The sequence below is a fragment of the Cobetia crustatorum genome (assembly GCF_000591415.1).
Classification (GTDB): domain Bacteria; phylum Pseudomonadota; class Gammaproteobacteria; order Pseudomonadales; family Halomonadaceae; genus Cobetia; species Cobetia crustatorum.
In genome coordinates this window covers 36,024-50,342 of sequence record NZ_JEMF01000062.1, presented here as the reverse complement: position 1 = coordinate 50,342, position 14,319 = coordinate 36,024, and the positions used below count along the sequence as shown (strand labels likewise).

Below are 14,319 nucleotides of genomic sequence, written 5' to 3'. Positions count from 1 at the left end.
ACACCTGGCGTCGAAGAGCCCCATCTTGGCATTGGTGACGAAATTGTCCTTGGCCACGACCCCCGTCAGACACTTGGGCAGATTGGGGAATTCTGAGGTGGCGTGATAGTGATACTCGCCTTCGGGATGACGCTGGGTCGGCCCGAAATGACCGTTGCAGGAATCAAGGTCCGTTGGCGTCTTGCCACTGGGGTCCTGGGTACCAAACATCGCATAGCCATCGAAGGCATAGGCGAACTGAGCGCTATGGCTCTGGGGAAGTTGGCAATGTGCATCCACGCCTTCTTCAGAGTAGATCGAGTCGATATCCGTGGCAGTGGCATGCCAGTGATACCAGCCACCCGGATCGACATGGCCACCGCAGGTATCCAGTGCCGGCAGATTACCGGTATCCAGCACCGAAGGTGCATCCGCGAAGATGGGCACACCGTCCAGCGCCAGACCCACCTTGGCCACGGTACCCAACGAGATCGGCTCTTCTGCTTCCACTGGCTCCAGTGGCAACAGGATCGTCATCTCGACACTCTCATCCGGCGACACGTTGAGGCAGTTGTTGGCCTCGACCGGTTTCTTGCTCAGGTCTGTCATGATGTGGAGTCTTTCGTCCTCATCATGGAAATGGAAGCCGAGGGTATCGAGCATTTCAAAGAAACTGCGATCCAGGCGATACAGTCCTGGGTTGGAGCCATCCCAATCCCAGATACCGCCTTCATCATCAAGTGCAGGAGGACAGAAAGGGCCGGTCTTGAGGTCGTCCGGCTTGTGCTTGACCACGATTTTGGTGCATTGGGTCTTGGTGCCATTCTCGAGAGTACAACTCACCGTCTCAGGCGCCTTGACCAGCGCAGCTTCAGAGAATTGCTCCGGCACGACTTCGGCATGCGCAGCACTCGCCAATAGCAAAGAGGCTGGTAGCAACCTCATGATAAATCGCGGAGAGAGACGACCTTGAGCAGCGAGCTTCATGGAGAACTCCTGAAAAAAAAACGCCTGTCATCCTGATCAATGAGGACATCATCAGGATGACAGGCGTAAAGGGAACATGGGGGACGAGCGGGCTCATTACCGAACGTGTGCTATCGCAAGCCCCGACAATGAGCACGTTCATCATGCAGCAACAGCAAAACAGGAATATCAGAGTCACTACTGGCGTGCGGGACGGGCGCGTCAGCAGTGATGGCACGAATGATCAGCGCTTGCCACCTTGTGGGGCGTTATCTGGCAGACAGGCAGCCTTGCCACCTTCCGGTGGCGCCATGCATTGGCCTGGCAGCAACTTGTCGGAGTCCGGCAGTGTCATCTGGCACTGATCTCCTGCCTGCTTGGAGGCACAGGCATCGAAGGCTTCCTAAGGCGGCTTGCCACTCGGCGGTTGTTGAGCAGCACTCATGCCACTCACTGTCATCAGTACTGCCGTCATCAGAAGCATTGCGCCGGTGCGTACGCTTTTCTGCGTATTGGCCGACAGATGAGTGCGCGTCATCGTGCATTCCTTGTGAAGATGTATTGATGAATAAACCGTTGCTGAACAACGTTTTGATAACCAAAGTTTGCTGCCTGACTGTGCAAGTAATGTGTCAGAAAACAGTAGCAATATAGCGAGATGAGGCACGTACCATCAGGCAGTCTCAGGCATCACACGCACGACAGACTGAACGACGATCATTCTGCCTGTTCAGCGTTCTCTTCTCCCGGCGGCGGGCCGGCCGGACGATCATTGGCGGTACAGACAGCATCCGGTGAATCCAGCGAACAGCCTGTCTCACCGTGGAAGCAGCCAAGGATCTCATTCTTGTCAGCACTGTTGCCGTGATAGTGGTAACCGATACCTTCCGAGACATGACCACTACAGGCATCAAGACCCTCTTCCTTCGCTACATCGCCGGTCAGCTTGGCCAGGATAGGATAGCCGTCCATTGCAAAGCCGATCATCGGTGCATCAGCCTTGGCCATCTCTTCCTTGGGGCTGCATCCATTGGCACCGTGATAGTGATAGCCAACATGCAGATTCACGTGGCCACCACAGTCATCGAACGGCGCAATGGTATGCGCAGCGAGAATCACATCCTGCGGCGCCGCGGCATCGAACTTGACGCCATTGAAGGCGATGCCACGCCCCATGTGCGGGTCCACTTCAAGAGTATCTTCTGCCGGCACCGGCACCAGCGGCAGGACATAGGTCGTCTCGACGGCCTCGTCCATGTACTCGGTGCTGCACTCTACGCAGTAGTTGTTGTATTGCTCATCAACATCTACCACCGCAGCACCAGCACAGGACTTCTGGGTGTCGGTCACCTTGATCTTGCCCGAGTCCTTGTCAAACAACTGCCACTTGGGGTCGTCGTAGAAGGTGGCGAGATTCTCGACGAAGGCGCCATCGACATCATACTGCACGCCATCACGCACCCAGATGCCGCCCTTCTCGGCATCATCGGCGATATTGCCCGGGCACCAGGGGCCCATCTCGTGCTGAGTCAGCGAATTCTTGAGCGTGATGCTGAAGCATTGCGCCTCGGTACCGCCAGACAGAGTGCAGTCCACCACCTTGGGTCCTTCCACGATGTTGTCAGAATCAAACATCGTCTGGATCTGTGCCAGTCGGTCTGAGGTGCTCACTGGCCCATGTGCCAAACCGAGGGTCGGCATCAACATACCCACCACTCCAATGCCTAACGTGGTATTGAACGCTCGCTTCATGATTCTCACTACCTCGGTATTGAATTCCCTTGTGACATCACTGCTTGAGCAGCGTATGTCTGCACCAAGTGTAATGACCTGACGAGCCGAGCGTGGCTCGCCCCGGCATGTTGCACAATCAATGCCATCTTGCCTTTCGGTGCCAATGACTCATCAAGCATTCGCGCAAGAGGATTACGGGGGGCGATACGATGAATGCAAGGAGCCAGAGTTCGAGAGCCAAGACGTCGGGATATAGCAGACGTCAGCGCTCCTGACGCGGCGAGTGACCGAAGTGGTTGCGATAAGCACGCGAGAAACTGGAGCTTGAGGTAAAACCACTCGAAAGACCCACCGACAATATGTCCAGATCAGTCTCCTTGAGTAGATGGCGAGCGCGTTCGAGGCGCAGGCGTAAATACCAGGCGCGCGGCGAAGTGGCCAGTTCCTGCTCGAACAGGCGCTGCAATTGGCGCAGCGAGACTCGGCAACGGCGCGCCAGCTCCTCCAGCGTCAATGGCGTATCCAGATGCTGCTCCATCAGTGCTACCGCATCGACGAGCTGACGCTTGTGAGTGCCAAGCCGCCTGGCCAATGTCATGCGCTGCTGATCGGTGCGGGTGCGCATGCGGTCGTGCACCAATTGCTCCGAGACATCCACCGCCAGCGCCGTACCATGACGGCGAGCGATCACATCCAGCGCCATGTCCATCGCAGCGGCTCCGCCAGCACACGAGAAACGCCGCGCCCCCAGCTCAAACAGCTCGTCTGATGTGCTGATGGTCGGAAAGCGCTCACGAAAGGCCGGCAGACTCTCCCAATGCAAGGTGACGCGTTCGCCATCCAACAAACTTGCTGCGGCCAGCAGGAAACAGCCGGTATCCAACCCACCGAGCACGCAACCTGCGCCATCCAGGCGATTCAACCAGCCACTCAGTGCACGATTTAGGTGCGCTTCTGGCTCGAATCCACTGCATACCGCCAACGACGGCAGCGAGCGAATATCCAGAATACTGTGGTCTGCTACCAGCGTCATTCCACTGGATGACGTGACCGGCTGACCATCCTCACTGATCAATAACCAGCGAAATAGCGCTTGGCCGCTGATGCGATTGGCAATACGCAGCGGTTCTACCGCGGCAAAAAACGCCATCATCGAGAAACGCGGTAACAGTAAAAAACCGATGGTTTCGGGCAAGGGACCGGAATAATCGAGACGCATGACGCCTGTGCCTCCCTGATGAGTAAAAAAAGTTCACTGTCGATATCGCTCAGCGTGGCGAGTCAGCACGCTGACTTATTGGGAGCATATCGGGCGTAACAGCACGCGATCGTTCTCTTGCACACGATAAATGTCGCATAAAGACAATAAAAAGTCGCCTCAAGAAAAATCTCTCTTTTCTTGTTTTCTAGGCTGACGATGAATACCTCGTCACACTTTCTACAGAAGCATCACGCGAAAATGAATAGCGCTTGGAATATGACAGCGATTCTCTAGAACCCATAGCCATAGAAAACAATTATATTCATAATATAATGTAATACTTTAAGGAGGTTAGCACCTTACCGTTCTTTTCCATAAGCGCTACTTATTTCACAACGTTTCCAAAACGACAACAATAAGAGACGAGTGATTCGCTCAAACAGGAGTTATTGCGTGACACCACCACAACCTGACCCCATGTCGCATTCTGAGCCCGCTCCTTATGAGCCCCCTTCCCACCCTCGCATTCAAGTCGAACAATCCGGCTGGCTCAAGGGAATGCATAAAGGCATGACCCTCACCTCTGCAGGCCTGCTATTGGTCTTTGTGTTGGCGACAGGCTTCGCGCCGGATATCTCCTCGACACTCTTTGGCGCAGCCGCCTGTGGATCGAAACGACCTTCGGCACTTATTACCTGATTACCATCGTAGGATTGATCGGCTTCTGCCTCGTACTCGTGGTATCGCCGTGGGGCAAGCTGCGCTTGGGGACACCTGAAAGCCGCCCCGAGTTTTCCCGTTTCACCTGGATCTCGATGCTGCTGTCCGCGGGTGTAGGGATTGGCATCTTGTTCTTCGGGGTCGCGGAGCCGCTGTTCTACTTCGATGATTCCGGCGCCTTCGGCTACCCGAACAACCCGCATGCTGATCTGGACGGCGTGACAGCGATGAATCATGCGCGTGCAGTTGAGGCACTGAAGCTCGCCTTCTTCCACTGGGGGCTGCATGGTTGGGCTGTTTACGTGGTGGTCGGCATGTCGCTGGCCTACTTCGCCTACCGTCGTAACCTGCCTCTGGCACTGCGTTCTGCGCTGTATCCGCTGATTGGTGATCGTATCTATGGCCCGATTGGCCACACGGTCGATATTCTCGGCGTATTAGGCTGCGTATTTGGTATTGCGACCTCGCTCGGGCTAGGCGTCAGTCAGATTGCCGTGGGCCTGAATCGACTGACCGGAATAGACCCTGGCTTGCCAACTCAGGTGGCGTTGATTGCCGCCATCTGCGCGATCTCCATCGCGTCTGCGGTGTCCGGCGTCAAATACGGTATCCGGATCATTTCCGAGCTCAATGTCGGTGTCTCCGTCATTGTCGTGGGTAGCTTCCTGATCGGTGGCCCGACATTGTGGCTGATCAGCCTGTTCGGCGAGACACTCGTCGCCTATGTACGCGACGTCGTACCGATGGGCCTGTGGGTCGCCAGCACACCGGGTGAACGCGAATGGCAAGACGCCTGGACCATCTTCTACTGGGCATGGTGGCTCGCATGGGCCCCGTTCATTGGCCTGTTCATCGCGCGTATTTCCAAGGGCCGTACCTTGCGCGAGTTTATTCTGGGGGTACTGTTTGCTCCGCCGTTGATCATCTTCCTCTGGCAGGCACTGTTCGGCGGGACTGCGCTGCATCAGGAGCTAAACGCTGCCATGGGCCCTGGTACCGGTGAGTTGATGGGCATGATTCGTGACTGGAATCTACCGGAAGCGCTGTTTGCGACGGCTGATACATTGGCGGGTAACGACATCCTGGGCACCATTCTCTCCTCGTTGCTGATCTTCCTGCTGATCAGCTGGTTCGTGACCAGTTCAGATTCCAGCACACTCGTCGTGACCACAATCCTGTCGATGGGTGATGAAGAGCCGCTGGCACGTCACCGTATATTCTGGGGTGTCTGCATTGGTCTGGTCGCCGCAGTGCTCTTGATGGCCGGTGGGCTCAAAGCCTTGCAGACGGTACTGATGATCGCGGCACTGCCGGTCAGCGTCGTGATTCTTGCCATGACACTGGGCATGATAGTCGCGCTCTTCCAGGAGACCAGCAATGTGCTGGGCAAGGGACGCAAGGCAAAGACACAAGTCGAAACCAGCTGACGCTGATCGCTCTCCGTGCTGCCGCATTGGAGTAGTAAATGTCACCAATACCCGCTCGGGGCTTACCGCCTCAGCGGGTATTGTCGTTTTTGGCACCCCCTCTGTGTTCATAAAGCGATGCATACCGCCGTCGCGAGGCTGCTGTACGTCTTATCCTTTGGGCGTAGTCGTCGCTTGATGACAACTAAACGTCGCCCACACTCAAAATACTCAAGAGAGTCAGGATAGTCTGAAAGCGTCATAGCCACCCTCAGGAGTTCACCATCGATCATTCGCTGCCCCCTCTCACGTCACGTTCTCGCTCGCTTCTTTCTCCGACCATAACAACGACAACATCAGGACTAGCGCAACAATGACCACATCCTCATCCGAGCAATCCCCCTCTCCAGAAGGACCGGCCTGCGGCCTTGGTGATTCAGCGCCTGCGGCGGATAAATACCTGACGTCCGTCGCCACGGTAGCGGTTGTTGCACTGCTTATCGTCACCGCTGCCATCTTCCCCACTGGCTTTCTCGATAGCCTGAATCTCATCAAGACCTCAGTCATCGGCAACTTGGGCTTTATCTTCACCTGGCCAGCCTTTGCCGTGTCATTGCTGATGGTAGTGGTCTGCTTTACGCCGCTTGGCAAGCTGCGCTTTGGAGAAGGCCCACCGGAATTTCATACCTTGAGCTGGATGGGCATGCTATTCGCTACCGGTATGGGCATTGGCCTGTTGACCTGGGGCGTGCTGGAACCGAAGTACCACACTGATGCGGGCCTGAGCACTGACATGGCATTGCTCAACGCCTTCAATCACTGGGGGCTACTGGCATGGGCGGGCTATCTAGCGATTGGCGCACTATTTGCGCACGCCATGTACAACATGAAGATGGCCAAGCCGGCCGAGGAGCTGCTGGGTAATGGCATCTGGAGCAAGCTCAATCTGATTAGTCTGGTCGTCTCGACCGTCATTGGCCTGTCACTGTCGTTTACCTACGCCACTATCCCGATTCAGCAGGGCCTTCAGAAGCTCCTCGGGATCGAATTCAGCCCGACGCTGATCATCTGTGTGCTGGCTGCCTGCGCCATCATCTCTTCCGCCTCCGGCCTCAAACGCGGCATCAAATGGCTGAGCAACTACAACACCCTGTTCGCCATCACACTGATGGTCGGCGTACTTGTGCTCACGGTACCGGGCGATATCTTCTCGACCTTCGTGCGGCTAGTCCCGGAATACCTGCTCAAATATCCCGCCATGGCGACTGATATTGGCTTGGGTGACCCGGAACGCAAAGCATGGCTGGCTGACTGGCTATACGCCTTCGAAGCCGCCTGGTACGGCTGGTTCATCTTCACCGGCGTATTCATTGCGCGCATCTCGAAAGGCCGCACGCTACGCGGCATGGTGCTGGGCGTGATGCTGGTACCGACACTCTTCTCGTGCCTGTGGTTCGTGGTGTTCGGTCTCGGCAGCCTCAGCATCGGTGCCGAGGATGTCTTCAAGCTGATCGACACCATCGATACCAGCGGCATCCTGTCCGTGGTGCTGACACTCAACATCCTGCTGTTCTTCATCACCAGCGCGGATTCCGCAGGCCTGGTGTGCGAGATGCTGACCGTCAATCGCTCACGCGCCTTCTGGATCATCGCCATGGCGGCATTGGCCATCGTGGTCAACTGGCTGGGCGGTGATGTCTACAAGACCCTGCTGAGCCTGATTTCAGTCGCCGCGATACCCGTTGCCTTCGGTATCTTCGCACTCGTCATCGCCTTCGTGGTTCGCGTACGGCGTGAACGTGCTAGCACCGCGATCATCACGAATCAGTAATATCGTAGGTGAGTGACCATCGACAGTGAGTCGGAATGCAGCGACTCCTCCACGGCCTGCCCTCATATGAGCGCAGGGCCGTGTCACGTTTGCGAGACACCTTTATGTTCACTCTCTCCTCTACCGACCTCTATTTCACTTTCGGTGAATTGACAGTCCATCAGCATCAACTGATAGGCTGATATCACTGACAGGCGAGCATTCATGTAGTGCTTAACGCTGGCTTATCGACAAAAACTGACATGCCTTTGCTGAAATAATGCCATGTCCCAGGCTTGTTCAAAGGTTGCGCCACACTCATGCAGTCGCCTGCCACCCATCGCTATCCAATAATCACAATGACGCGTACAGGTAACTTCCATGCCTCACTCTGCAAGCAGTGACACCGGGCACAGCACTTCCGCGCCCCACACTAAGCAGCCCACTCTCACCTTCCGGCTCGGCGCTTGGGGGGCTGCCATTCCACTGGTCTTCTTTGTGGTGTGGGCAATCGCTACGAGCATATTGGGCTTGTCCTCAGAAATCGGGCTAGTGATGGGAGCACTGTTCGGCCTGACGCTTGGGCTGTTCTTCTGCACCAGCCGTTGGGAAGACTATGCCAATGGCCTGTTTGACGGTTTGACCCAACCCATCGGCGTCGTTGCTATCGTCGCCTGGTTCTATGCTGGCATGTTCGCTCAGGTGTTGCAGGTCGGTGGACTAGTCGAGGGCCTGGTATGGCTGGGCAGTATTTCAGACATGACTGGTGGCTGGTTCGTCGGGCTGACCTTCCTGCTTGCTGCCATCTTCTCGACAGCAGTCGGCACGGGTTACGGCACCACCGTAGCCTTCTGCACCCTGATGTATCCGGCAGGAATCGTGGTCGGTAGTGATCCGACGTTTCTATTTGCTGCCATCCTGTCCGGCGCGATCTTCGGCGATAATCTGGCACCAGTATCAGATACCACCATTGTCTCTGCCACGACGCAGGGTGCCGACGTGCCAGGAGTGGTCAGAAGTCGCTTCAAGTATTCCATCATGGCTGCCGTGCCAGCGATGGCGTTGTTCGTGATCTTCGGCAGTGGCGATCAAAGCGGTGTCGCCGATCCTTCCGCCGTTCAGGCAATGCAACAGGCTACCAATCCGCTGGGGCTGGTGATGCTGATTCCCTTCGCATTGGTGCTGATACTGGCGCTACGCGGCCAGCACCTGCTGACCTCGTTGACCTGGGGCATTCTGACGGCCATTCCTGTCATGTTGATCGCAGGGACCGGAGAGTTCTCACAGATCATTGCCTTCGATGCCAATGCTGATGGCGTGATGACCGGCGCGCTGGTCCGCGGCGTGGAAGGCTATGTCAACATGGGCATCCTGATTCTGCTGATCGTCGGTGCTGCGCATCTGATGACCCTCGGCGGCACCATGGATCATGTCACCCGCCTGCTGATGCGCTGGATCAAGAACTCCATTCGCCGTGCCGAGCTAGCTATCTGGGGCATCGTTGCACTGCTTAATAGTGCCATCACCATCAATACCGCTGCTGAAATCGCTGCTGCGCCCTTCGTGCGTGAGCTGGGCACCCGTTATCGCATCCACCGCTATCGTCGTGCCAACATGCTGGACGCGGTGACCTCTGCGCTGGGCTACATCTTTCCGTGGGGGGCGCCTGTACTACTGGGCTGGTCAACGATCCAATCAATGCAAAGCACCTACGATTGGCTACCCGCCGTGGCCCCGACAGCGGTCTTCCCGTTTGTCTTCCAGGGCTGGTTCCTGGTCATCATCATGTTGCTGGCCGCTATCACTGGCTGGGGGCTAACCTTCGAGGATGACGACGGCAATGAGGTCAAGGAGCGCCCCGCGCAATAACATCTCATTCTCGGCCCCCTCCGACTATTCTGAAAACCAGCACACTGTCATCAACGGCCATCACACTCATTGATGGCCGTTGATGACAGTCCCCACACAGGAGCGCCCTATGCCAGCCAGTTTCAATGAGCATCTCAACCGCCAGATAACCGAGCTACACGAAGAAGGTCTCTACAAGCAGGAGCGCGAGCTTACCTCGCCCCAACGAGCCAGCATTCGGGTCGCCAGCGGACAAGAAGGGGATGAGGTCATCAACTTCTGCGCCAACAACTATCTGGGCCTGGCTGATGATCCTGAGTTGGTCGCAGCAGCACATCAGGCGCTGGACCGCGATGGCTTCGGCATGGCATCGGTACGCTTCATCTGCGGTACCCACCGGGAACATCGCGTGCTGGAAAAACGCCTTGCGAACTTCCTGGGCATGGACGATGCCATCCTGTACTCCTCGTGCTTTGATGCCAATGGTGGCTTGTTCGAGACGCTGTTCGGCCCTGAAGATGCCATCATCTCGGATGCCCTCAACCACGCCTCAATCATCGATGGCGTTCGCCTATGCAAAGCGAAGCGCTATCGCTACGCCAATAACGATATGGCCGAGCTTGAAGCGCGTCTCAAGGACGCGGCCGCCGCAGGTGCCCGTTTCACGTTGATCGCGACAGATGGCGTTTTCTCGATGGATGGTGTGATCGCCAATCTCAAGGGTATCTGCGAACTGGCAGAACGCTACAACGCACTGGTCATGGTGGATGACTCTCACGCCACCGGCTTTGTCGGTGCCAACGGGCGTGGTAGCCACGAATATCATGACGTGATGGACAAGGTGGACATCATCACCACCACTTTCGGCAAGGCGCTGGGCGGTGCCTCTGGCGGTGTGACAGCGGCACGCGGGCCGATTGTCGAGTGGCTGCGTCAGCGCTCACGCCCTTACCTGTTCTCCAATTCGTTGGCACCGCCGATTGTCGCAGCGACCCTCAAGGCGCTGGACAAGATTGAGGACAATGGCGAGTCGCGCCAAATGCTGTGGGACAACGTCGAACGCTTCCGCAGTGGCATGCAGGCTGCCGGCTTTACCCTCGCCGGAGCGGGTCACGCCATCATTCCCGTGATGCTGGGCGATGCTCGCCTTGCGGGGGAGTTCGCCAATCGCCTGTTGGACGTTGGTATCTACGTAATCGGTTTCTCTTATCCCGTCGTCCCCAAGGGGCAGGCGCGAATTCGCACCCAGATTTCTGCTGCACATACACCAGAGCAGATTGATACCGCGATTGCTGCCTTCACACGCATCGGCCGCGAGCTGGGCGTGATCAGTACGTCACCGGGAGAACGTTCATGAAGGCGATAGCCAAGCTAAGACCAGAACCGGGCATCTGGATGACCGATACGGCGATACCGGAAATCGGCCATAACGATGCGCTGATCAAGATCCGCAAGACCGCCATCTGCGGCACTGACATGCACATCTTCCAGTGGGATGAGTGGTCACAGAACACCGTGCCAGTGCCGATGGTGACCGGACATGAGTACGCAGGCGAAATCGTCGCACTGGGCAGTGAAGTTCGCGGTTTCGAGATTGGCGATCGCGTCTCCGGCGAAGGGCACATCACCTGCGGACATTGCCGTAACTGCCGCGCGGGGCGTCGCCATCTGTGTCGCAATACCGAGGGCGTCGGCGTCAACCGCCCCGGTGCCTTTGCTGAATATCTCGCCCTGCCCGCCTACAACCTATTCAAGCTGCCGGATGAGATCAGTGATGACTTGGCCGCCATCTTTGATCCCTTTGGCAATGCCGTGCATACGGCACTGGCCTTCGATGTGGTTGGCGAAGATGTATTGATCACCGGCGCTGGCCCCATTGGCATCATGGCAGCAGCAGTGGTGAGGCACATCGGGGCCCGCCATGTGGTGATCACGGATGTGAACGACTACCGGCTGGCACTGGCCAAGAAGATGGGCGCGACCCGCACCGTAAATGTCAGCCGCGAATCGCTGAAGGATGTGATGGCGGAACTGCACATGCACGAAGGCTTTGATGTCGTGCTTGAGATGTCCGGCGTGCCGTCAGCCGTGGGCCAGATGCTGGATGTCATCAATCATGGTGGCAAGATTGCCATGCTGGGCATCCCGCCCGGTGAGATGGCCATCGACTGGACCAAGGTCATCTTCAAGGGTCTGACCATCAAGGGCATCTATGGCCGTGAGATGTTCGAGACCTGGTACAAGATGGCCAGTTTGATCCAATCGGGGCTGGATCTATCGCCCATTATTACCCATCGCCTACCCATCGACGACTTCGAGCAGGGCTTCGAGATCATGGGCTCGGGGCAATCAGGCAAGGTCGTGCTCGATTGGGGCTAGTCACCGCGGTCCTTTCATAGACCGAAGGCTGCGCCCATGCCCGGCGCGCACAGGCGCTCGATGAACCATTTGAGCGCCTTGCCCTGGCGACCACTGCGCCAGGCAATGGAAAGCGTGACGGGAGCCCTATCCACCTCCAAGGCCAGTATCTCCAGGCTCCCCGCCGCGATCTGACGCTGCACGCGATGCAACGGCAGATAGCCCACTCCCAGTCCCTTGTGCTGAATCTCGATCTTCTGAGCGATGGTCGGTACGATGATCTGACTACGCCCATCCAGCAAACCCGATGAGAGACTGGGCAAGCTGCGTGAGCTGTCAGCCACTACTACCGTCGGGTAATCGCGCAAGACTTCGGCAGACAGCGGCTGCGGCATACCTGTCAGCGGGTGACCACGGGCGACGGCAAAGACCAGCGACACCTCACCCAATTGCTGGCTTGCCAACCCTGAGACCGGCGCCTCCCCCGGCGCGCCGATCACCAGATCACAGCGATTGTCATGCAACGCGTCCCACGCCCCGCCCATCACCTCCTCGCTCAACACGACCCGCGTCCGCGGCTGGATGGACTGAAACGCTTCCAGCAACGGATAGAGGGCATCCGGCTCGAGAATGGTATCGACACAGATGCGCAATTCGACCTCCCAACCAGCACCAGACTGGCGTGCCAAGGCCGTCATCTCATCGGTCGCCAACAGGATTCGGCGGCCATGCTCGAGCACCAGACGCCCGGCATCGGTCAGTGCTGCGCGACGTCGAGAGCGATCAAACAACGGCACGCCCATCTCTTCCTCAAGCTTCTGAACGGTGTAGGACACCGCCGACGGTACGCGATACAGCGACTCGGCAGCGGCGGCGAAACTGCCGCGTCGTTCGATGGCATCCAGTACGCGCAGTGCATCCAGAGTGATGGGTGATGTCATCATTCAAAAAATTTGACCTTTTAGGTCAAAAACCTCCGTTATTTTTTCATTATGTCAGTCGTTATAGTACATCCATTGATCAAGATAACTCACTCAATGGAGAACATCATGTCCACACCTTCCCTATTCAAGTCCACACTTTCTCGTCTGCTGAGTGCTGATGACAACGTCGCCAGCCTGATACTGCGCGTGCCCACCGGCATCATCTTCATGGCGCACGGTGCGCAAAAGCTGTTCGGCGCTTTCGGCGGTTATGGCCTGGAAGGCACCGGGCAGTGGATGGCCTCCATGGGTATCGAGCCCGGCTACCTGATGGCACTGTTGTCCGGCAGTGGTGAATTCTTCGGTGGTCTCGCCATTCTGATCGGCCTGCTGACCCGCCCGGCTGCCGCGGTACTAGCCTTTACCATGTTGATCGCCATTCTCACCGTTCATATCAGCAATGGTCTGTTTGCCAGCAACAATGGCTATGAGTATGCACTGGCACTGATGACCACCTCGGTCGCCCTGGCACTACTGGGCGGCGGCAAGGCCTCGCTGGATCGGCTGCTATTCTCGGCTCGATAACCCACCGCGAAGACTCGCCGATTGATCCCCCCGTTCAACAGATGAGGACTCGTCATGATGTACCTACGTCGTAACAATGAGCGCGGCCACGCCAGATTCGACTGGCTCGAAAGCCGTCACAGCTTTTCCTTTGCCAGCTACTACGATCCCGCGCATATGGGGGTTTCGGTGCTACGCGTCATCAATGACGATATCGTGGCACCAGGTGCGGGATTCGATGCCCACCCGCATCGCGATATGGAAATCATCAGCTACGTGCTACAAGGCAGCATCGAGCATCGCGATACGCTGGGCTCGCACCGAAAGCTGAGTGCAGGTGAAGTACAGGTGATGAGCGCCGGTACTGGCGTTGAGCACAGCGAGTACAACGTTTCAGAGCATGATTCGCTACACTTCCTGCAAATCTGGATCACACCGAACGCCAAAGGGCTGACGCCGCGCTATCAGCAGCAACCTTTTGAGCCCACGCCAGGTCTGCAGCTATTGATCGCGCCAGCAGATGACAAGACTGGCGCCGATAACGCTAACACTGACGCTGACGTGCTAAGCATCAATCAGGACGCACGGATGTATCGCGTCCAGCTTGATGGGCAAGATCTTGAACTGCCACAGCGCCCGAATCGTGTCTATTACCTGCATGTCATCGAAGGCCAGGTAAGTCTGCAAGGCGAAACCCTGAAGGCGGGCGATGCAGCCGCGGTCAATACGAAGCAAGACGCGCCACTGGTACTGAGCGGCGCACAATCCCTGCATGCCTTACTGTTCGATCTACCCGCCTGAGTCGACGGA

General features: G+C 57.1%; 13 protein-coding genes. 8 read left to right on the top strand and 5 right to left on the bottom strand.

The features are described from left to right. The 4 genes from BF12_RS0113120 to BF12_RS0113100 all read right to left on the bottom strand — a co-directional run. Positions 1-966 (bottom strand): YHYH protein (locus BF12_RS0113120; protein WP_024952667.1); only part of this gene is annotated, 966 nt, incomplete at its 3' end. Positions 967-1,348: 382 nt separating this feature from the next. Beyond that, positions 1,349-1,483 carry a hypothetical protein gene (locus BF12_RS23200; protein ID WP_282705504.1) on the bottom strand — a complete coding sequence of 45 codons (135 nt, stop codon included), beginning with the start codon at positions 1,481-1,483 and terminating at the stop codon, positions 1,349-1,351. Positions 1,484-1,662: 179 nt separating this feature from the next. Further along, the gene (locus BF12_RS0113105; protein ID WP_051510994.1) at positions 1,663-2,697 is read right to left on the bottom strand and encodes a YHYH protein; all 1,035 of its coding nucleotides are present in this window, start codon (positions 2,695-2,697) and stop codon (positions 1,663-1,665) included. Positions 2,698-2,941: 244 nt separating this feature from the next. After that, on the bottom strand, positions 2,942-3,898 hold the full coding sequence (locus tag BF12_RS0113100) for a GlxA family transcriptional regulator (protein ID WP_024952665.1): 957 nt from the start codon (positions 3,896-3,898) through the stop codon (positions 2,942-2,944). Between the two features lie 552 nt (positions 3,899-4,450). Here BF12_RS0113100 and BF12_RS23195 point away from each other — a divergent pair. The 6 genes from BF12_RS23195 to tdh all read left to right on the top strand — a co-directional run bounded on the left by BF12_RS23195 (position 4,451) and on the right by tdh (position 12,043). Then, positions 4,451-4,579 (top strand): hypothetical protein, encoded by a 129-nt coding sequence (locus tag BF12_RS23195; protein ID WP_282705503.1) that lies wholly within the window; start codon positions 4,451-4,453, stop codon positions 4,577-4,579. 14 nt (positions 4,580-4,593) lie between these two features. Beyond that, a complete protein-coding gene (locus BF12_RS20105) occupies positions 4,594-6,027 on the top strand; it encodes a BCCT family transporter (protein ID WP_248623714.1) in 1,434 nt (477 codons plus the stop codon). Between the two features lie 352 nt (positions 6,028-6,379). After that, entirely contained in the window at positions 6,380-7,837 is a 1,458-nt protein-coding gene (locus BF12_RS0113090) for a BCCT family transporter (RefSeq protein WP_024952664.1), read from the top strand. Positions 7,838-8,197: 360 nt separating this feature from the next. After that, positions 8,198-9,685: a Na+/H+ antiporter NhaC family protein gene (locus tag BF12_RS0113085; protein WP_024952663.1), complete on the top strand. Its 1,488-nt coding sequence runs from the start codon at positions 8,198-8,200 to the stop codon at positions 9,683-9,685. Positions 9,686-9,794: 109 nt separating this feature from the next. Next, entirely contained in the window at positions 9,795-11,021 is a 1,227-nt protein-coding gene (locus tag BF12_RS0113080) for a glycine C-acetyltransferase (RefSeq protein ID WP_024952662.1), read from the top strand. After that, a complete protein-coding gene (tdh, locus tag BF12_RS0113075; protein WP_024952661.1) occupies positions 11,018-12,043 on the top strand; it encodes an L-threonine 3-dehydrogenase in 1,026 nt (341 codons plus the stop codon). The genes BF12_RS0113080 and tdh overlap by 4 nt, the downstream gene beginning before the upstream one ends. A 14-nt stretch (positions 12,044-12,057) precedes the next feature. Here tdh and BF12_RS0113070 read toward each other — a convergent pair whose 3' ends face one another. Further along, positions 12,058-12,966, bottom strand: coding sequence for a LysR substrate-binding domain-containing protein (locus tag BF12_RS0113070; RefSeq protein ID WP_248623713.1), 909 nt, complete (start codon positions 12,964-12,966; stop codon positions 12,058-12,060). Between the two features lie 105 nt (positions 12,967-13,071). Between BF12_RS0113070 and BF12_RS0113065 the strand changes: the two genes are divergently transcribed. Both BF12_RS0113065 and BF12_RS0113060 read left to right on the top strand, forming a co-directional pair. Further along, a complete protein-coding gene (locus tag BF12_RS0113065) occupies positions 13,072-13,530 on the top strand; it encodes a DoxX family protein (RefSeq protein ID WP_024952659.1) in 459 nt (152 codons plus the stop codon). A 54-nt stretch (positions 13,531-13,584) separates the two neighbouring features. Beyond that, complete coding sequence (locus BF12_RS0113060) at positions 13,585-14,310, top strand: pirin family protein (RefSeq protein ID WP_024952658.1); 726 nt, start codon at positions 13,585-13,587, stop codon at positions 14,308-14,310. Positions 14,311-14,319: the final 9 nt, after the last annotated feature.